The 20,221-nt window shown below is 45.1% G+C and carries 15 protein-coding genes; 2 read left to right on the top strand and 13 right to left on the bottom strand.

The window, feature by feature from the left end; translation table 11 throughout:
- Window positions 1–241 precede the first annotated feature (241 nt).
- The 10 genes from ACOSV2_RS18695 to ACOSV2_RS18650 form a co-directional block, all read right to left on the bottom strand.
- Entirely contained in the window at window positions 242–1,846 is a 1,605-nt protein-coding gene (locus ACOSV2_RS18695; protein ID WP_397553696.1) for a CTP synthase, read from the bottom strand.
- A gap of 495 nt (window positions 1,847–2,341) precedes the next feature.
- Window positions 2,342–2,914 (bottom strand): DNA-directed RNA polymerase subunit delta, encoded by a 573-nt coding sequence (gene rpoE, locus ACOSV2_RS18690; protein WP_428976428.1) that lies wholly within the window; start codon window positions 2,912–2,914, stop codon window positions 2,342–2,344.
- A 160-nt stretch (window positions 2,915–3,074) separates the two neighbouring features.
- Window positions 3,075–3,257, bottom strand: coding sequence for a hypothetical protein (locus ACOSV2_RS18685; RefSeq protein WP_428976427.1), 183 nt, complete (start codon window positions 3,255–3,257; stop codon window positions 3,075–3,077).
- 536 nt (window positions 3,258–3,793) lie between these two features.
- The gene (gene icmF / locus ACOSV2_RS18680) at window positions 3,794–7,060 is read right to left on the bottom strand and encodes a fused isobutyryl-CoA mutase/GTPase IcmF (RefSeq protein WP_428976426.1); all 3,267 of its coding nucleotides are present in this window, start codon (window positions 7,058–7,060) and stop codon (window positions 3,794–3,796) included.
- The gene (locus tag ACOSV2_RS18675; protein ID WP_428976425.1) at window positions 7,057–7,710 is read right to left on the bottom strand and encodes a TetR/AcrR family transcriptional regulator; all 654 of its coding nucleotides are present in this window, start codon (window positions 7,708–7,710) and stop codon (window positions 7,057–7,059) included. The genes icmF and ACOSV2_RS18675 overlap by 4 nt, the downstream gene beginning before the upstream one ends.
- Before the next feature lie 264 nt (window positions 7,711–7,974).
- Window positions 7,975–9,114 (bottom strand): acyl-CoA dehydrogenase, encoded by a 1,140-nt coding sequence (locus ACOSV2_RS18670; protein ID WP_113969263.1) that lies wholly within the window; start codon window positions 9,112–9,114, stop codon window positions 7,975–7,977.
- Between the two features lie 170 nt (window positions 9,115–9,284).
- A complete protein-coding gene (locus ACOSV2_RS18665) occupies window positions 9,285–10,421 on the bottom strand; it encodes an acyl-CoA dehydrogenase (protein WP_428976424.1) in 1,137 nt (378 codons plus the stop codon).
- Window positions 10,422–10,450: 29 nt separating this feature from the next.
- A complete protein-coding gene (locus ACOSV2_RS18660) occupies window positions 10,451–11,302 on the bottom strand; it encodes a 3-hydroxybutyryl-CoA dehydrogenase (protein ID WP_428976423.1) in 852 nt (283 codons plus the stop codon).
- Window positions 11,303–11,508: 206 nt separating this feature from the next.
- On the bottom strand, window positions 11,509–12,696 hold the full coding sequence (locus ACOSV2_RS18655) for an acetyl-CoA C-acetyltransferase (protein ID WP_428976422.1): 1,188 nt from the start codon (window positions 12,694–12,696) through the stop codon (window positions 11,509–11,511).
- A 340-nt stretch (window positions 12,697–13,036) separates the two neighbouring features.
- The gene (locus tag ACOSV2_RS18650; RefSeq protein ID WP_148970671.1) at window positions 13,037–15,154 is read right to left on the bottom strand and encodes a 4Fe-4S dicluster domain-containing protein; all 2,118 of its coding nucleotides are present in this window, start codon (window positions 15,152–15,154) and stop codon (window positions 13,037–13,039) included.
- Between the two features lie 305 nt (window positions 15,155–15,459).
- Between ACOSV2_RS18650 and cls the strand changes: the two genes are divergently transcribed.
- Window positions 15,460–16,665: a cardiolipin synthase gene (cls, locus tag ACOSV2_RS18645; RefSeq protein WP_428976421.1), complete on the top strand. Its 1,206-nt coding sequence runs from the start codon at window positions 15,460–15,462 to the stop codon at window positions 16,663–16,665.
- 11 nt (window positions 16,666–16,676) lie between these two features.
- Window positions 16,677–17,630 (top strand): UV DNA damage repair endonuclease UvsE, encoded by a 954-nt coding sequence (gene uvsE, locus ACOSV2_RS18640; RefSeq protein ID WP_428976420.1) that lies wholly within the window; start codon window positions 16,677–16,679, stop codon window positions 17,628–17,630.
- A 115-nt stretch (window positions 17,631–17,745) separates the two neighbouring features.
- On the opposite strand, the gene ACOSV2_RS18635 is transcribed toward uvsE, so the two are convergent.
- From ACOSV2_RS18635 to ACOSV2_RS18625, 3 genes are all read right to left on the bottom strand, one after another.
- Entirely contained in the window at window positions 17,746–17,925 is a 180-nt protein-coding gene (locus ACOSV2_RS18635) for a XapX domain-containing protein (protein ID WP_113969269.1), read from the bottom strand.
- Window positions 17,926–18,029: 104 nt separating this feature from the next.
- Window positions 18,030–19,700 carry an arginine--tRNA ligase gene (gene argS / locus ACOSV2_RS18630; protein ID WP_428976419.1) on the bottom strand — a complete coding sequence of 557 codons (1,671 nt, stop codon included), beginning with the start codon at window positions 19,698–19,700 and terminating at the stop codon, window positions 18,030–18,032.
- Window positions 19,701–19,704: 4 nt separating this feature from the next.
- A complete protein-coding gene (locus ACOSV2_RS18625) occupies window positions 19,705–20,142 on the bottom strand; it encodes a DUF1934 domain-containing protein (RefSeq protein WP_282138385.1) in 438 nt (145 codons plus the stop codon).
- Between the last annotated feature and the right edge of the window lie 79 nt (window positions 20,143–20,221).

Here is a 20,221-nt window from a genome sequence, read left to right as displayed (position 1 = left end):
TAACGATATGAAGGTCGATATATTCAATTGAAGGTTGATAAATCCGAATAACGGTCGATATATTCTCATTCCCCTTATAAATCTGCCACCCACACCTTTTCAAGACACCAACCAGCCCAGATAAGTCCATTGTTCCAACTAAAAGCATCCATTTCCAACCCTTCGACAAATTCACACCCACCCGATAAAACAAAAAAAACCGCCCTCCCAAACCAGGGAGAGCAGTTCCAAAAATCAAATCTTATTTCTCACCATACGCAAGTGATGCTTCCACGAAGTCTCTGAATAGAGGCTGCGGACGTGTCGGGCGTGAGGTGAATTCAGGGTGGAATTGAGATGCGACGAACCATGGGTGGTCGCTTAGCTCGATGATTTCCACAAGACGGCCATCAGGGCTTGTACCTGAGAAGATGAAGCCGGCTTTTTCCATTTGCTCACGGTAGTGATTGTTGAATTCGAAGCGGTGGCGGTGACGCTCGTATACCACTTCTCCATCGTAGGCTGCATAGGCTTTTGAACCTTTTGTCAGCTTACATGGGTATAGTCCGAGACGCAGTGTTCCACCAAGATCTTCGATGTCCTTTTGTTCAGGTAACAGATCGATGACAGGGTATGGCGTTTCAGGATTCAACTCAGCAGAGTGAGCTCCTTCCAACCCAAGAACATTACGTGCATATTCTACAGATGCCAGCTGCATACCAAGGCAGATTCCAAGGAAAGGAATCTTGTTTTCACGGGCATATTGAGTGGCAGCGATTTTCCCTTCTACCCCACGGTCACCGAAGCCTCCTGGTACAAGGATTCCATCTACATCTGCCAGTTTTTCTGCTACGTTTGCGTTGTCGATCAACTCAGAGTTCAACCATCTTACTTCGATATCGCTATCGAATTGATAGCCGGCATGACGAAGGGCTTCCACTACTGAGATATACGCATCCTGCAGTTCAACATATTTCCCTACCAGGGCAATTCTTGTTTTACGGGACAGGTTTTTCACGCGATCAACGAGTTCATTCCACTCGGTCATGTCTGCTTCGTGGCAATTAAGTTTCAAGTGCTGACATGTGATTTCATCAAGCTTTTGATCCTGTAGCGCAAGTGGTACAGAGTATAGTGTGTCTGCATCCATTGCTTCAATGACAGCATTTTTATCAATATCACAGAATAACGCGATTTTGTCTTTCATGTCTTGAGTCATTGGCATTTCAGTACGCACGACGATGACATTTGGCTGGATACCAAGACTGCGAAGCTCTTTTACGCTATGCTGAGTCGGTTTTGTTTTCATTTCACCCGCTGCTTTGATGTAAGGTATAAGAGTACAGTGGATGTACATCACATTGTCACGGCCAACATCACTCTTGATCTGGCGAATCGCTTCAAGGAATGGCAGAGATTCGATATCCCCGACCGTTCCACCGATTTCCGTGATCACGACATCTGAATTCGTCTCGCGTCCAGCGCGGTATACGCGTTCTTTGATTTCGTTTGTGATGTGTGGGATAACTTGTACAGTACCACCAAGATAATCACCGCGACGCTCTTTTTTCAGTACAGTTGAATAGATTTTACCCGTTGTGACAGAGCTGTATTTCGTTAGGTTTATGTCAACGAAACGCTCATAGTGACCTAAGTCAAGATCCGTTTCCGCACCATCGTCTGTTACGAATACTTCACCGTGCTGATAGGGACTCATCGTTCCCGGATCCACGTTGATGTATGGATCGAACTTCTGGATCGTGACACTCACTCCACGGTTTTTCAATAGTCTGCCAAGGGACGCTGCTGTGATCCCTTTCCCTAGTGACGACACTACGCCGCCTGTTACGAAAATATACTTAGTCATGTATATGTCCCCCTTCAAAGTAAGTTTGGTTCAAAAAAAGTAGAGGGTGTCTCTTATGTAGGTATGTCATGAATTTATCTTGTTCAAAGAAGGACAAGTCCATTCTCTAAAAATAAATTCATCTGCATAAACCAGCTAAAAGACAGCCTCTTATTATCAATATACATAAAAATGTAAGGGGTCTTAAAGAATCGATCCGCCACACATAAAGGAATAGACAATACCCTGTTACGTCAAAGCTTTCTTCTTATAAAATAAAAAACGCCCCACTTACAAACATGTAAGGGGAGCGTTGTATACGTAATTCGTCCTTTTTTAAGGAGCCCAAATAAAATACTACCTTCCTCAAAGAAAGAAGTCAAGCATAGAATGATGAGGGAATTTTCAATCAATGGCGTCACTCGGTGCACAAGGCCCGAGACCATAAAAAAACCTATCAAAAAGGGCAAAAGCGTCTTTTTGATAGGTTCGTCAGATGCTTATATGAGGTGAAGATTACTTATCTTCCTTTTCCTCATCTAGCTCGTCTTCTTCGTCTTCTTCGTCGTCGTCATCGAATTCATCGATTTCAAGTTCTTCATCGTCTTCATCGATGTCCAGATCTTCATCTGCATCTGCGTCAACGGCATCTACATCGTCGTCGTCATCATCTGTCAGATCATCGTCATCGTCCGTGTCATCAAGATCATCATAATCAAGATCTTCATCGTCCAGATCATCGAAGTCTTCAAGATCTAAATCTTCATCGACTTTCTTCTTCGCTTTTTTCTTTTTGCTGGATTTCATCGTTGGAACCGTTTCTTCCTCGATTTGATCCACCGGATACCATTCTCTTAATCCCCAACTGTTATCGCCCATGGCAATAAAACGTCCCTCGACATTAAGATCCGTATAGAATTGAAGTAAGCGGCTGCGAACCTCTTTTTCAGAAATTCCAAGCAAACCTTTAATTTCTTTGACTATGTCTTCGAAAGGCATTGCTTTCTTTTTCTCTGTTAAAATCTCATGTGCCAACTCAATGAATGATGTTTGACGTAATTCTTCTTTGGATAACTGCTTAAGACTCAATTAACGCACTTCCTTTCTGTATTTCAAACTCTACTAAGTAGAGTAAAAAAGGGCAAAAATTCTCCATTATCAATTCTAACCATATTCATCATTATAAACAATAGAAAAGACTTTATGCTATACCTATCTGGTTTTTCTTGCATTTTTTTCACAACTGGGGTCAGGAGGGTCTGCCGCTTTCCCATTTCTCTTCTTTTTCACCGTTTCGAATCACACGGAACGCTTCGTAGAAAAGATAGAAAGAGAGCAGAAAAAAAGGAATCGCTCCTAATTGAAATTGATATAGTACTACCGCGACGAATATGATGATGGCTAATAATATATAACGAAAAATGGTCTTCACAGTCTCACATCCAAACGTATGTATCGTTCATACCCTCTCACTTATCTGACAATTCTCATTATATAGGAAATGATACCCGACTACTATTAAGATCGTGTTAAAAATTGGTTGATTTTGTTTAAAGGATAGACGATTTGGTGAGTTTTTAAACTCATTTCGTTTATTTTGGCATGTGCTCTGTATTTAATATATTCTTTTCTTAAACTTTGTTGCTATTTAACCATGAGCGAGTAGGGGTTGATTTCCGCTCCAGGCACTCGCTTTCCGCGGGGCTGGCGGTGAGCCTCCTCGGCTGCGCCTCCGGGGTCTCACCTGTCCAGCTATTCCCGCAGGAGTCGAGTGCCTTCCGCTCCAATCAACTTAGCTAAGTCTACTTTCGATTTCATAAGACCGACCTGAAAAGTATTGAAATCAGCCTTAAAGAAACACAACTCCCCCATCGCTATGAATATGACCATTTACTATCATTAAGAATACCCACCTAGAAAAAGAGACCACTGCACCCCTACAGTAGTCTCTTTTTCTTCATGATTTCTTTACATGTTACGACGGTATTGTCCGCCTACTTCGTAGAGGGCGCGTGTGATTTGGCCGAGACTGGCTACTTTCACGGTTTCCATCAGTTCTTCAAAGATGTTTCCTCCGTCCACGGCTGCTTGTTTTAAGCGGGCCAGGGCTTCTTCGGATTTGTCCTTGTGTTGTGATTGGAAGTCTCGCAGATTATGAATTTGTGTTTCTTTTTCTTCCTTCGTTGCACGTGCGAGTTCCATGCTGTCCATTTGTTCCTCTGAAGGTGGAGTTGGATTCAGGTACGTGTTCACTCCCACGATAGGAAGTTCCCCGGAATGCTTTTTCATTTCGTAATACATGGATTCTTCTTGGATTTTGCCTCGTTGATACTGGGTTTCCATCGATCCAAGTACGCCGCCTCGATCATTCAGGCGATCAAATTCTGTCAGGACCATTTCCTCCACTAGATCGGTCAACTCTTCTGCGATGAACGATCCTTGAAGCGGATTTTCATTTTTCGATAATCCGTGTTCCTTCGTGATGATCATCTGGATCGCCATGGCACGTCGGACCGATTCCTCCGTTGGTGTCGTGATGGCTTCATCATAGGCATTGGTGTGCAAGGAGTTACAGTTATCCTGCAGGGCCATCAAGGCTTGAAGTGTCGTACGGATATCGTTAAAGTCAATCTCCTGGGCATGCAGGGAGCGACCCGATGTTTGAATATGATACTTCAACTTTTGACTTCTCTCATTGGCGCCGTATTTATCACGCATCACCGTTGACCAAATGCGGCGTGCCACACGGCCGATCACCGTATACTCAGGGTCCAGACCATTCGAGAAGAAGAACGATAAGTTCGGGGCAAAGGCATTGATGTCCATTCCTCGACTTAAATAGTATTCAACGTACGTGAACCCGTTCGCCAATGTGAAGGCAAGCTGTGAAATCGGATTGGCTCCCGCTTCAGCAATATGGTAGCCGGAAATCGATACAGAGTAATAGTTTCGCACCTTATGATCGATGAAATACTGCTGGATGTCCCCCATCATGCGAAGGGCGAATTCAGTCGAGAAGATACATGTGTTTTGTCCTTGATCTTCTTTTAAAATATCTGCCTGCACGGTTCCGCGGACGACTTGCAGTGTCTGTTCCTTCACTTCCACATATTCTTCCACCGTCAATACGCGGCCGAGCTCTTCTTCTTTCATGCGGATCTGCTGATCGATCGCCGTGTTCATATACATGGCAAGGATGATCGGTGCCGGACCATTGATCGTCATGGATACCGACGTAGAAGGCGCACACAGATCAAAGCCTGCGTATAGCTTCTTCATGTCTTCGAGTGTACAGATGCTCACTCCGCTCTCCCCGACTTTTCCGTAAATGTCAGGTCGGTGATCCGGATCTTCACCATATAAGGTGACAGAATCAAAGGCTGTACTCAGGCGTTTCGCATCATCATCCTTGGATAGATAATGGAAACGGCGATTCGTCCGTTCAGGAGTCCCTTCACCGGCAAACTGTCGCTTCGGATCTTCCCCTTTTCGTTTAAAAGGAAACACTCCTGCTGTGTATGGGAACGAGCCTGGAACATTCTCTTTGTATACCCAATCCAGAATCTGTCCGTAGTCTTTGTATTTAGGGAGGGATACTTTCGGAATATCAAGTCCCGATAAGCTCTTTGTCTTTAACTCAGTGACGATTTCTTTATCACGGATTTTGGTGATGAATTGATCTTTGCTGTAGGTTTCTTTTAAAGAGTCCCATTTATCTAAAATCTGTTTTGACTCTGCTGTTAACTTGTTTTCGACTTCATCTTTCAACGTTTGAAGGGATGTTACTAGCCCATCATTCGTTTCCTTTTCGTTAATGGCTTCGATTGCCCCTTCCAATTGGAACAATCTGCGGGCGAGGTTCACCTGCTCTTCGGCTTTTTTATGATAATTCCGTACCGTTTCCGCAATCTCACGCAGATAGTAACGGCGATTGTTTGGAATGATGACGTTTTGTTTTTCCACATCGACGTCTTTGGAGAAGCTTGTTTTCCAATCCAGTTCCATTTTCTTGTTCACGGTTTCCACGATCGCTGCGAACAAGGCATTCGTACCTGGATCGTTGAACTGGCTGGCGATCGTTCCGTATACCGGCATGTCATCTAAGTCTTTATCAAAAAGCAAGTGGCTCCGCTGATACTGCTTCTGCACCTGGCGCCTTGCATCCTCTGAGCCTTTGCGCTCAAATTTATTGATGACAATAAGATCGGCAAAATCAATCATATCGATTTTCTCAAGCTGGGACGGAGCACCGAATTCACTTGTCATGACATACATGGACATATCACAGATTTCAGCGATTTCCGCATCCCCCTGACCGATCCCGCTTGTTTCAACGACGATCAGATCATAGCCTGCCGCTTTGACCACATTGATGGCATCCTTGATGGCCAGTGAAAGCTCCGTTTTCGACCCACGGGTAGCAAGACTTCGCATATAGACGCGAGGATTAAAGATGGCATTCATACGAATGCGGTCACCAAGAAGGGCTCCGCCTGTTTTTTGTTTCGTGGGATCGATGGATAGGATCGCGATTTTCTTTTCAGGAAGCTCGTTGATGAAACGGCGGATCAGCTCATCCGTCAAGGAACTCTTCCCCGCTCCACCTGTTCCCGTGATCCCCAGAACAGGAACTTTCTTCGCTAAGTTCTTGATTTCAGAAAAGACGGTTTGAGCCGTCGCCGCCACTTCTTCATTTGCTCCGACTTGATACTCGGCAAGTGAAATCAGCTTCGAAACCGTGTTCACATTTCCAGTCGAAAGCTTTTCAACCTCTTGATTCACGCTTCCCTTGATCGTCGGGAAATCACATTCCTCGATCATGTTGTTGATCATTCCTTGAAGACCATGCTTTCGACCGTCTTCAGGTGAGAAGATGCGGGCAATCCCGTATTCGTGCAGCTCCTTGATCTCACGCGGGATGATAACGCCCCCACCTCCGCCGTAAATGCGGATATGAGACGCTCCTCTTTCTTTCAAAAGGTCATACATGTACTTGAAGTATTCTACGTGCCCGCCCTGGTAGGACGAAATCGCGATTCCCTGTACATCTTCTTGTATCGCAGCATTGACGACTTCTTCCACGGAGCGGTTATGACCTAAATGGATAACCTCTGCCCCACTTGCCTGGATAATCCGACGCATTATGTTGATCGACGCATCATGTCCGTCAAACAGACTCGAAGCCGTGACAAAACGAACATGGTGCTTTGGTTTATAAATTTCAACCGTGCTCATATTACTCCCCCTGTTCTCCCTTGTTTTTCAAACCCTATGACGCCTGCAAAAGTGAGTTCGATTTGAAGATGGATGTATTCATCGAGTGTAAACCGCTTCTGAAGTGCCCAACGACGGAATCCCCACATCTGTCCCTGGACGAATACATTTTGAGCCAGCATATGGATCTGATCTTCATCAAGCTCAAGCTTTCCACTCTCGACACAGCCTATGATGAGGTCTTCCACCATCCCCACCATTTCAAGTTCTTTACGCAGTACATATGGAAGGGCATCCTTCGATAAAGATTTCGCCTCCTGATACATGACGAGGACTTCATCCTGCATACGGTCCATCACTTTAAAATAATGAGCGATGCCGAGCCTTAAGCTCTCCAGTGTCCCTTTTCCGACATCCAGCTCCTCAAGCTCCAACCGAACCTGCTCATAAATGCTGTCACACACTAAATACAAGACATCTTCCTTTGTTCGAATATATTCATATAACGTTCCGATACTGAATCCGGCGGCCTTTGCGATCTCTCTAGTCGTGGTGCGATGAAACCCCTTTTGTTTAAATAGAGAGACGGCCCCGCGAATCATCTGATCACGCCGCTTTTCTACCAAACGCTCATCCTTAACCGAAGCATGAACTTCCCTCTTCTTATTCAAAACAACCGACCGCCTTTACTATCCATTTCTCCCATTGACCCCATTTCAAGACCAACCTGCCTCATCCCCCAACAAAGCAGAAGGTCATCTATCTCTATAACTACTTATCTATACATACCGGGTCTAGCACCCTAAAGCCGCAAACGAGGATACGAACCCCTTTACGCCACGAAGCATATCAGAATCCATCTGGTGCCTGACACGCTTCAGGACGACCAAGAGATTCTCTTTAAAAAAATCCCCCACACAATCCCATTAAGATACCTACTTCGTCACCATCCGCGAAATAACCAATCGCTGAATCTCCTGCGTCCCCTCATAAATCTGCGTAATCTTCGCATCACGCATATAACGCTCTACCGGATAGTCTTTTGTATAACCATATCCACCAAAAATCTGAACCGCTTCTGTTGTCACTTTCATCGCTGTATCCCCGGCCATCAGCTTCGACATCGCCGATTCTTTTCCGTACGGAAGTCCTTCCGACTCTAACCAGGCAGCTTGATAGGTTAATAGACGGGAAGCTTCGATGGACGTCGCCATATCCGCGATTTTGAATGAAATCCCTTGGTTCGCTGCAATCGGCTTCCCGAATTGCTCACGCTCTTTTGCATACTCGACAGACGCATCAAGGGCTCCTTGTGCAATCCCCACCGCTTGAGCAGCAATTCCGTTACGACCGCCATCAAGTGTCATCATGGCAATCTTGAATCCATCGCCTTCATTCCCAAGCATGTTCTCTTTAGGTACCTTACAATCTTCAAATACGATTTCAGTCGTTGGCGATGAACGAATCCCCAGCTTCTTCTCTTTCTTTCCTACAGAGAATCCTTCATATTCTTTCTCTACGATGAACGCACTCGTTCCACGCTGGCGCTGAGAAGGGTCCGTCAAAGCGAATACGATATACGTATCGGCGATTCCACCGTTCGTGATAAAAATTTTAGATCCGTTCAATACGTAGTGATCACCTTCTAAACGGGCCGTCGTTTTCATACCGCCTGCATCCGAACCTGACCCCGGCTCAGTCAATCCGTAAGCCCCGATTTTCTCACCTTGTGCCATTGGACGAAGGTACTTCTGCTTTTGCTCTTCTGTGCCGAATTTATATACAGGCCAGCCTGCTAAAGACGTATGAGCGGAAAGAGTCACTCCCGTAGACGCACACACTCTTGATAGCTCTTCAACGGCGATACAGTATGCCAGGTAGTCGCTCCCGATTCCACCGTACTCTTCCGGCCAAGGAATCCCCGTCAGCCCAAGCTCAGCCATCTTCTTAAACAAATCCATATCAAAGCGCTCTTCCTCATCACGCTCGGCAGCAGTAGGAGCCACCTCATTCCGCGCAAAATCACGCACCATCTTACGTATCATTTCATGCTCTTCCGATAACTTAAAATTCATCTCTATTCCTCCATATCTATGATCTACTACATACCGGGTCTGGCACCCTTACGATGCAAGCAAGAAACCCCTTTACGCCACGAAACATCCCAATCAAGATCAGGTGCCTGACTCGCTTCAGAATATGTGCACACATACACTATTCCAAAACCTCAAGCTCACCCATGCCACTAAACCAACAAATTCTTCCCAATCACCATTCTCTGAATCTCACTCGTACCCTCATAGATCTCCGTCACCTTCGCATCACGGAACAGACGCTCAACCGGATATTCCTTCGTATAACCATATCCTCCGTAGACCTGAATAGCTTCTGTTGAGACTTCCACTGCTGTTTTCGAAGCAAAGAGCTTTGCCATGCTCGCTTCTTTCCCACAGGAAATATTGTTCGAACGAAGATTGGCAGCACGGTACACAAGAAGCTTCGATCCTTCAACAGCCGTCGCCATATCAGCTAGCTTGAATCCGATTCCCTGTTGGGCTGCGATTGGCTTACCGAATTGTACGCGCTCTTTGGCATAAGCGGTTGAATAGTCGAAAGCCGCTTCAGCGATTCCCAATGCCTGCGCTGCGATCCCGATTCTGCCGACATCGAGATTCGCCATGGCGATTTTGAAGCCTTCCCCTTCTTGACCCAGAAGGTTAACAGCCGGGACTTTCATATCTTCAAAGGTCAACTGAACCGTTCTCGAACCGTGGAGACCCATTTTATGTTCGTCTTTTCCAATCACAAGACCCGGTGTATCTTTCTCTACGATGAAGGCTGATACTCCCCGGCTCCCTTTCGAAGGGTCCGTTGCCGCAAAGACAATATACGTATCCGCTTCGCCACCATTAGTAATAAAGACTTTTGATCCGTTTAAAACGTAGTGATCGTCACGTTTTTCGGCTTTCGTTTTCAAGCTTTTCGCATCCGAACCTGCACTGGGTTCCGTCAGGCAGAAAGCGCCTAAATATTCCCCGGACGCAAGCTTAGGGAGATACTTTCGTTTCTGATCTTCGTTTCCGAAATAAAGAATCGGATTTGTTCCTACCGAAGTATGCACAGACAGGATCACCCCGATGGTTGCGCTTACTTTGGACAGCTCATGAATGGCAATGATATAGGATGTGAAATCCATTTCAGAGCCGCCATATTTCTCAGGAATCGTGATTCCCATCAGGCCAAGTTCCGCCATTTTATTTAAGATTTCTCTCGGGAATTGTCCTTCTTCCATCTTCTCTATAAACGGCTGGATTTCCGTTTCGGCAAAATCCCTTACCATTTTTCTCATCATCTGTTGCTCTTCCGTGAATCGTAACTCCATGAATGGTTCCTCCCTGATGTTCGTCGTTATTACTCGTATGAATAGAAACCGCGGCCTGTTTTACGTCCCAACCAGCCTGCTTTCACATATTTTCTAAGTAGCGGACATGGGCGATATTTGTCATCACCGAAGCCTTCGTGCAGTGTTTCCATGATGTATAGGCATGTATCGAGCCCGATGAAGTCTGCCAGAGTCAGAGGACCCATTGGATGATTCATACCGAGCTTCATCACTTCATCAATCGCCTCTTTACTCGCCACCCCTTCATACAGCGTGTAGATCGCTTCGTTGATCATCGGCATAAGGATACGATTGGAGACGAATCCAGGAAAGTCCTCTACTTCAACCGGTACTTTGTGGAGGGATTTCGTCATGTCCTCGATCACTTGATACACTTCATCCGTCGTCGCAAGCCCGCGAATGATTTCAACCAATTTCATGACCGGTACTGGGTTCATAAAATGCATTCCGATCACTTGCTGGGGACGCTTCGTCGCTGCAGCGATTTCTGTAATCGGTAGTGAAGAAGTGTTAGAAGCAAGGATCGTGTGCTCCGGAGTTATTTCATCCAGTTGAGCAAAGATTTTTGTTTTGATATCCATGTTTTCAACCGCTGCCTCGATGACAAGGTCTACTTGCTTCGCGTCGTGAATATCGGTTGAAGCCGTTAAACGGTTCACTGTAGCTGTTTTATCTTCTTCTGACATTCTTCCTTTTTCAACAGAGCGCGTCAGGTTCTTTGTGATCACGCCGATTCCCTTTTGAACAAATTCTGCTTTCAGATCGTTCAGGTAGACATCGAATCCCGCTTGTGCACACACTTGAGCGATTCCTGATCCCATTTGTCCTGCCCCGATGACCATTACTTTTTTGATGTTCATTTTGTTCTCCCCTTTGTTATAGCTAACACTAGTAATCTAGTTGGTTTCGTTTGAAGTTGGATTTGTTTTGTTCTGTTTTGTTCAGCTGCTGAAATATGCCGCGAAATCAGCTGCTGATTTATTTCGAAAATTCAGCAGCTGAATCCATTTTGTCGACTGGTACACCCTACAGGCAAACCTGCTTTGGCAACTTTGCGTCTGATAATCTACTGCTTCGCCACCTCTATCATGATCGCATCCCCTTGACCGCCGCCGCTGCAGATTGACGCAATTCCGATTCCGCCTCCGCGACGTTTCAATTCATAAGCCAGTGTCAAGATGATACGCGCTCCACTTGCTCCGATCGGATGACCAAGGGCCACTGCCCCACCGTTTACATTGACTTTTTCCGGGTCCAATCCAGCGATTTTCCCACTTGTCAGGGCCACAGCTGCGAAGGCTTCGTTAATTTCAAATAGGTCGATTTCTTCAAGTGATTTCCCTGTTTTCTTCAACAGCTCATTGATGACGAGTCCCGGTGTTTGCGGGAAGTCCTTTGCTTCCACGGCAATGGCTGTATGTCCAAGGATGGTGGCTAATGGCTGCTTCCCTTCTTTTGTGGCTCTCTCTTCACTCATGAGTACCATGGCTGCCGCCCCGTCGTTGACCCCTGGTGCGTTCCCGGCTGTGATCGTTCCTTCCGACCCGAAGACAGGACCTAACTTGGCCAGAGCTTCGATGGACGTTTCTTTTCGTGGGGCCTCATCTTTACTGACTACTACTGGTTCCCCTTTGCGCTGTGGCACTTCCACCGCGACGATCTCTTCACCCAGAATACCTGCATCTGTCGCTTTCAGAGCGCGTTCATGGCTTCTTAACGCCCACCCGTCCTGCTCTTCTCTTGATAGTTCAAATTCCTTCGCTGTCTCATTTCCGTACGTTCCCATATGGACATGGTTGAAACTGCACGTCAATCCGTCATGAACCATTAAGTCCTTCACCTGTGAATCACCCATCTTGAAGCCCCAGCGAGCTTTCGGAAGGATATACGGTGCATTGGACATGGATTCCATTCCGCCTGCCACGATGACTTCACCGTCACCTGCACGGATGATTTGGTCACCCATTGTCACGCTTCGCATTCCTGAAGCACATACTTTGTTGATGGTTTCCGTTTTGACGTTCCACGGCAATCCGGCATGACGGGATGCTTGTCGGGAAGGGATCTGTCCCTGCCCCCCTTGTAAAACAGATCCGAGGATCACTTCCTCTACCTCTTCACCATTTATCCCTGATCGTTTCAGGGCTTCCTTCACGGCAAAACCGCCCAGCTCTGAAGCTGTAAAACTGCTTAAGCTTCCACCAAATTTACCGAATGGCGTTCTTGCTCCATCTAAAATAACCGTTTTTCCCATCTCAATCGCTCTCCCTTATATCTGAATGATTTGATTCGACAAAAACAAATTGTATACGCTTTCAACTATTCTTAAAAAAATAGGACTTACTGATATTCGACTGAACGCTCGCTCAACCAGTCCTTAAAAGAGAAGGGACAGTTTTTGTCCCTTATATACCTTTATTGTACTTCATATTCGGTTAGAACGTAATGATTATTTAGAAAGTTTTTATTTTTCTATTAAATTTATTATTGTAGAAAAATAAAGGAGTGAAACGCAGTAAAGGCTATTTGGTTTCACTCCTTGATGTTCCACTACTAAGAAGCGGACACTCATTATCAAACGGATAATATTCTTTTTATGAAGCAGCCGGTTGATCTTTTTGATCGCCGCATACTGCTTTTTCAAGGATTTCTGCTACATCCTGAGTAGAGACGGTTTCTTCGACTTCCTTCGCTTTCGTTCCATCTGAAAGCATCGTTAGGCAGTATGGACAACCCGAGCTGATGACCGATGGGCTGACCTCAAGTGCCTGCTCTGTACGGGAAACGTTTACGCGGTGACCTGCGTCTTCTTCCATCCACATGAGTCCTCCACCTGCTCCACAGCACATACCTTTTTCACGGTTACGTTCCATTTCAACCAATTTCACGCCGGAGATTGATTTCAGGATTTCCCTTGGTGGATCGTATACTTCATTGTAACGTCCCAGGTAACAGGAGTCGTGGAAGGTGATCGTTTCGTTCACTTCGTATTTCGGCTTCAGACGCCCTTCTTTTACAAGGTCATATAGAAGCTCGGTATGGTGGTACACTTCCGCTTCCAAACCGAAGTCCGGATACTCATTTTTAAAAATGTTATACGCATGCGGATCGATCGTAATGATTTTCTTGATTTCATTCTTTTCAAATTCGGCGATGTTTTGACCTGCAAGCTCCTGGAATAGGAACTCATTACCAAGTCGACGTGGTGTATCACCGGAGTTTTTCTCTTTGTTACCTAAAATTGCGAATTTCACGCCTGCTTCATTCAGCAGCTTGGCAAAGGATAAAGCAATTTTTTGGCTGCGGTTATCGAATGAACCCATGGATCCAACCCAGAATAAGTATTCAAAGTCTTCTCCTGCTTTTTTCATTTCTTTCACCGTAGGAATATGAACGTCTTCTCTCGCTTCACGCCAGTTTTCACGTTCTTTGCGGTTCAGACCCCAAGGATTCCCTTGGCGTTCGATGTTTTGCATCGCGCGTTGTGCATCTGCATCCATCTTTCCTTCAGTCAGGACTAAGTAACGGCGAAGGTCGATGATTTTATCCACGTGTTCGTTCATGACCGGACATTGATCTTCACAGTTACGGCATGTCGTACATGCCCAGATTTCTTCTTCTGTGATGACGTCTCCGATCAGGCTTGGACTGTACGCAGCTCCAGCAGCGGCTTCTTCCGCTGCTTGAGTCGCACTCGCCATGGCCAACTGATTCCCTTTCGTGCCATTGAAGGCAAAAGTCGGCACCCAAGGCTTTTTCTGCGTAACGACTGCACCGTGATTCGTCAGGTTATCACGTAGTTTCACGATTAAATCCATTGGGGAAAGCATTTTCCCTGTTCCTGTTGCAGGACACATATTCGTACAACGACCACATTCCACGCAAGCGTAGAAGTCGATCATTTGATGTTGTGTGAACTCTTCAATTTTCCCTACCCCGAAGCTTTCGGCTGACTCATCTTCAAAGTCGATGGGCTTCAGCTTTCCAGGGTTGTCTAATCGATTGAAGTAGACATTCGCAGGACCTGCGATTAAGTGAGCGTGCTTGGATTGTGGAACATATACCAGGAATGCCAGTAAGAATAATAAATGGATCCACCATGCCACATAGAAGATGACGATGGAAGCTGTTTCTCCAATGGCTCCAAGTGCTCCTGCAATGAGTGAAGCTACAGGCTCTGTCCACGCCAGTTCTTCACCGTGCCAGATAAGGCCCATCCCGTTCCCTACAAGGACTGACAGCATTAATCCACCGATGAATAGGAGAACCAATCCTGACTTAAATCCTCTTTTAAGACGAACCAGCTTCTCCACATAGCGGCGGTGGAAGGCCCAAACAACCGCTACCAGGATCATGAGTGTGACAATCTCCTGGAAGAACGTGAATCCGGGATATAATGGTCCCAGTGGTAAGTGACTCCCTGGCGCCAGTCCTTTCCAGATGAAATCGATGGCTCCGAATTGGACTAATATGAAGCCGTAGAAGAACATGACGTGGATCGCTCCACTCTTCTTATCCTTCAAGAGCTTCTTCTGTCCGAAGACATTGACCACGATCTTCTGGAACCGTTCCTTGAATCGCTGGTCGAACTCCACTTTCTTTCCGAGCTTAATATATTCAATTCTCGTCTTTACTACATACACAAACAGACTAAGTGCGTAAACGGTTACAAGAATAAATGCAACCCAATTGAGAATGAGTAACCCATTCATTGAAAAACACTCCCCCTTCTTTGGTTTGACCCGAACTTCCCCTTTGTTCAAACTTTTACAAACCAAATTAATATTCTGAATAGTTCATATATCCATTATATTATGAATGAGCATTCAGTCAATGGTTTTTATCAAGAAAAATGAAAACCTTTACATGAACAGTCCTTCATTCGCTGGAAGTAACCAGGACTTTTTGTACCCCCTACAGGTTTCAATACGAATCATTTAAGGTAAAAGAAGAAAGAGTGCAACGTAGGGAAGATTTAAGGACATACTAAAGCTAATGCAGATGAGAGAGTGATTATATGTGGTGGTTCATCCTACTGTTATTAATAGTTGGCGTCATAGTCTGGTTAATGATCGACTTTAAGCTGGGGAGAAGTCGTTTCATCCGGACACGGACTAGAAGAGATTATGAAAAACGAAATAGCAATATTAAATTATTTTCCAGAGGTCCCGAGCTTTTTGATCAAATGTTTAAAGAAATGAAAGAAGCCAAGTCTTCCATTCATGTTTTATTCTATATCGTACAAGATGACCATTTTGCTTTACGGTTTATGGAATTATTGAAGGATAAAGCAAAGGAAGGCGTAGAGGTCCGCTTGTTAATGGATCAGATCGGGAGTCATAATGTGCCTAAATCAAAAGTGAGAATGCTGCGTGACGCTGGTGTGGAAGTGGCCTTCTGTCAAAAAGTCAGCCTCCCTTTCTTATTTTTCTCCTCCCAACAGCGGAATCACCGGAAGATCACGGTCATTGACGGCGTGATTGGGTATTTGGGTGGTTATAACGTCGGGAAAGAATATATTGATGAAAATGACATACCCGAGCTGTCCCCTTGGAGGGATTACCATCTTCGTTTAGAGGGTGAGGGTGTTCACGACTTACAAACAGAATTTTGCATCGATTGGTTCAGGGGGACGAAAAAGGACCTGAAAGACGAAAAGAAATACTTTCCTCCGTCTGAAAAAGGAAGTATTACCCATCAGATTTTCCCGACAGAAGGGGTGAATATCGAGGATTTCTTCAAGAAATTCATTGATGATGCCAAAGAGGAAGTCATCATCGGGACTCCTTATTTCATCCCCACTCCGATTTTAATGGAAGCACTAAGTGATGCCTTGGAACGGGGCGTGACTGTGAGGATCATCATTCCCAATAATGCCGATCATATGTTAGTGAAGGAAGCCGCGTTCCCTTATTTTAGAACCTTGCTGGCTAAAGGGGCAGAGGTGTATCAATTTATGAACGGATTTTACCACGCCAAGGTAATGATTGTAGACGACTATTTCTGTGATTTAGGTACGGCCAATTTTGATAAAAGAAGTTTCTTTATCAATCTTGAAATCAACAATCTTATTTACGACAAAGAATTTATTCACACATTAAAAAAGGAAATGAAAAAGGATATGGACGCATCCGATATGCTGAGCGAAAGTGACCTTGCTTCAGTTTCCATACTCACCCGGATTAAGGAACGGATCGCTTCATCCATTTCCATTTTACTTTAGGGGGAAACCACATGAAAGTCCGATTGGGGTTTGTTGCTAATTCCCTCTCCTTATGGGACGCGAGCCCTGCCAAAACCATGACCTACAAACGATATACAGAGCTTCCGAAAGAGGAACGGATGGATCGCTTGAAGGAAGTAACAAGGTTAAACCTGGAACATACGAAACGCATACTGTATCTTTGTGCAGCTCACGAAATTGAACTGTACCGACTATCAAGCTCACTTGTTCCTTTAGCTACTCATCCGGAAGTCGAGTGGGACTTCCATACTCCTTTCAAAAAAGAATGGAAAGAGCTTGGGAATTTGATCAAGAAGTTTGGGATCAGGGCAAGCTTTCACCCCAATCAATTCACTCTATTCACCAGTCCCAGGCAGCATGTAACGGACAACGCCGTAAAGGACATGGTTTATCATTACCGAATGCTTGAGTATATGGGGATTGAGGATCGCTCCGTCATTAATATTCATATTGGTGGAAGCTATGGTGATAAGGAAGAAACATTGGGACGTTTTCATGAAAATTTGAAAGATCTCCCGACTCATGTGAAGAAGATCATGACCCTGGAGAACGATGACAAAACCTATACGGTTGAAGAAACATTAGATGTTTGCCAAAAAGAAAACATCCCCATGGTCCTTGATATCCACCATCACGAGGCCAACCTTAGTGAGAGGCCTTTAGAAGATTATCTTGAAGCGATTTTTGCCACATGGGAAAAGAGAGATCTCGTTCCCAAAATACATATTTCCTCGCCGAAATCGGAAAAAGCATTCCGCTCTCACGCTGATTTGGTCGATGCGGGATTCGTAGAGGGTTTTTTCAAAACACTCAAGACGTTTGATCAGGACGTTGACTTTATGATTGAAGCAAAGCATAAGGATTTGGCCATGCTTAAGCTGATAGAGGACCTTTCGACGATTCGGGGAGTGAAGCGGATTAGTGGCGGGGCTTTGGAATGGTAGAGAAAAGATGAACACTTTGTTGTTCGTCTTTTTTGTTTTGTCTATTCCAGGATCCGGTAACTTTCAAGATTGATGGAAGCTACCGGATCCTGGAATAAACTATCGTATGTAAATTCTATCTAAATACCGATTCAATCCAAGGCTGAATCGCTGTGAAGGCTTTAAAACCGAGATAGATGCCTACGATTCCTGCAATCCCAGCCAAGGCAGGCGGTGCGGGGATCGGAAGCTTAAATAGGGCAAAAATAAAGCCAACCAGGAAACCGGTCACAATCGCTAAAATAACTGTTTTCATAACATCCTCCTGAACAATATGTCTTCTTTTATTATACGTTAAAGCTGGAGAAATATAAGAAAAAAGGTCCACCCCGAGGGACGGACCTTCTTCATCTATCGTCCTTACATTTTTTCTGGAGCGGCAACTCCGATTAATGCAAGAGCGTTTTGTAATGTGACTCGAACCACTTTTACAAGTGCCAGACGAGCCGTTGTAAGTTCACGGTTTTCTTCATCAAGAACCTTATTGGCATTGTAGAAACTGTGGAAAGCTGATGCCAGGTCGTTAATGTAGTTCGCCACACGGTGAGGTGTACGTTTCTCCGCAGCATCGGCAACCATTTGTGGGAATTCACCTAATTTTTTCAGTAAATCCACTTCTTTTTCCGTCCCGATCAGCTTTAAGTCGATCTTGTCTTCTGAAGCAAGTCCCTGCTCCTCTGCTTGACGGAGAATACTGCAAATACGCGCATGGGCATATTGTGCGTAATACACAGGGTTTTCGTTGGACTGGGATACCGCTAAGTCCAAATCAAAGTCCATATGCGTATCGGCACTTCTCATGGCAAAGAAATAACGGACGGCATCCAGGCCGACTTCTTCTACAAGCTCACGTAAAGTGACTGCTTTACCTGTACGCTTACTCATCTTCATCTTCTCACCATTTTTATAAAGGTGAACCAGTTGAATCACTTCTACTTCTAATTTCTCACGGTCAAAACCGAGTGCTTCAATCGCCGCTTTCATACGAGGGATGTATCCGTGGTGGTCAGCACCCCAAATATTGATCAGCACATCGTGTCCGCGTTCGAATTTATCCTGGTGATAGGAAATATCCGGAGTCAAGTACGTGTACGTTCCATCATTCTTGATGAGAACACGGTCTTTGTCATCCCCAAGTTCAGTGGAACGGAACCAGGTCGCGCCGTCTTCTTCATAAACATGACCATTGTCTTTTAATGTTTTTAACGCAGCATCGATTTTACCATTTTCGTATAGGGATGTTTCAGAATACCATACGTTGAACGGCACACGGAACATTTCCAGGTCCTTTTGAAGCTTGGCCATTTCGATCTTCAGTCCGTACTCACGGAAGAACTTGTAGCGCTCTTCGTCGCTTACTTCCGCATATTTCGAACCGAATTCTTCCGCCAGTTTCTTCCCGATTCCGATGATGTCCGCGCCATGATATCCATCTTCAGGCATCGCTTTGTCTTCTCCAAGAGCTTGGAAATAACGGGCTTCAACGGAAATCGCCAGGTTATGGATTTGGTTTCCTGCATCATTGATGTAGTATTCACGGGTTACTTTATAACCTGCTTTTTCAAGAACGTTACATAGGGAATCACCTACAGCCGCTCCACGGGCATGTCCAAGGTGAAGGTCACCTGTCGGGTTGGCAGATACAAACTCCACGTTCACTCTCTCGCCATTCCCCGCGTTTGATTGACCATATTCCTGGTCTTGATCAAGAATCAATGGAATCAAATCGGTCAGGTATTCATTGTTCATGTAGAAGTTAATGAATCCAGGCCCTGCGATCTCCATTTTTTCAATGGAAGCCTTGGACTGGTCGAAGTTCGCCATAATGTCCTCTGCGATCATGCGCGGCGCTTTTTTCGCTACGCGTGCAAGCTGCATCGCCATATTGGTAGAGTAGTCCCCGTGGGATTTTTCTTTCGGGATTTCTAAAATGACATCAGGAATCTGATCCTCTGTTGCGAGTCCCGCTTTCAGGACTGCTGCCTTTATTTCGGATTTCAGGTTTTCTTGTACTTTTTCGACAATATTCATGCGTCTATGCTTCCTCCTTATAGTGAATGGACATAACATAATCCCCTACTGGACTATCTTGCATCTTTAACTCGTAAGAAAGGTTGAAATCCCCTTCCAGCTTGGAGTCACTTTGTGTATGTGAAAGTTTCTTTGTTTTGGTTGTAAGTAAGAGTGTACCCATCTGGCTTTCGTAAGAACCATTTTGTTCCTCCCGTTCGTTAAAGGCCATTCTCATTTTCACTGCACCGCTTCTGAGAATAAGAGCTTGCTGGTCCGAGACTTTAACAATCGTATGGGTGGTTCCTTCCTCTTGCACCTCATCGTACTTCAGGAAAACGGCATCTCCTTTTTCATAGTATCGACCAAATGATACCAGTTCAAAAGAGTCACTTTCCTCTCCTATTGTGATTTTGGTTTTCAAGTGAACTTTGACAGGGGTATAATCTGTTTTTGCCGTCAAACCACTCACATCCTTTTCTATATTAGGGTCCGATCAAGTGATAGGTCCGTCCCTCTTTTAGACGTCCCTTCCTTCTAAC

The sequence above is a fragment of the Rossellomorea sp. DUT-2 genome (assembly GCF_052665285.1).
The sequence above is the reverse complement of the archived record's forward strand: the minus strand, read 5'-3'. Positions and strand labels throughout refer to the sequence as shown.

What these genes read in the sequence shown, in the direction of transcription:
- ACOSV2_RS18655 (WP_428976422.1), bottom strand. Translation starts at nt 12,696, where the DNA reads ATGGGAAAAACGGTTATTTTAGATGGAGCAAGAACGCCATTCGGTAAA.
- cls (WP_428976421.1), top strand. Translation starts at nt 15,460, where the DNA reads ATGTGGTGGTTCATCCTACTGTTATTAATAGTTGGCGTCATAGTCTGG.
- ACOSV2_RS18695 (WP_397553696.1), bottom strand. Translation starts at nt 1,846, where the DNA reads ATGACTAAGTATATTTTCGTAACAGGCGGCGTAGTGTCGTCACTAGGG.
- ACOSV2_RS18660 (WP_428976423.1), bottom strand. Translation starts at nt 11,302, where the DNA reads ATGAACATCAAAAAAGTAATGGTCATCGGGGCAGGACAAATGGGATCA.
- ACOSV2_RS18650 (WP_148970671.1), bottom strand. Translation starts at nt 15,154, where the DNA reads ATGAATGGGTTACTCATTCTCAATTGGGTTGCATTTATTCTTGTAACC.
- argS (WP_428976419.1), bottom strand. Translation starts at nt 19,700, where the DNA reads ATGAATATTGTCGAAAAAGTACAAGAAAACCTGAAATCCGAAATAAAG.
- ACOSV2_RS18665 (WP_428976424.1), bottom strand. Translation starts at nt 10,421, where the DNA reads ATGGAGTTACGATTCACGGAAGAGCAACAGATGATGAGAAAAATGGTA.
- icmF (WP_428976426.1), bottom strand. Translation starts at nt 7,060, where the DNA reads ATGAGCACGGTTGAAATTTATAAACCAAAGCACCATGTTCGTTTTGTC.
- ACOSV2_RS18670 (WP_113969263.1), bottom strand. Translation starts at nt 9,114, where the DNA reads ATGAATTTTAAGTTATCGGAAGAGCATGAAATGATACGTAAGATGGTG.
- uvsE (WP_428976420.1), top strand. Translation starts at nt 16,677, where the DNA reads ATGAAAGTCCGATTGGGGTTTGTTGCTAATTCCCTCTCCTTATGGGAC.
- ACOSV2_RS18635 (WP_113969269.1), bottom strand. Translation starts at nt 17,925, where the DNA reads ATGAAAACAGTTATTTTAGCGATTGTGACCGGTTTCCTGGTTGGCTTT.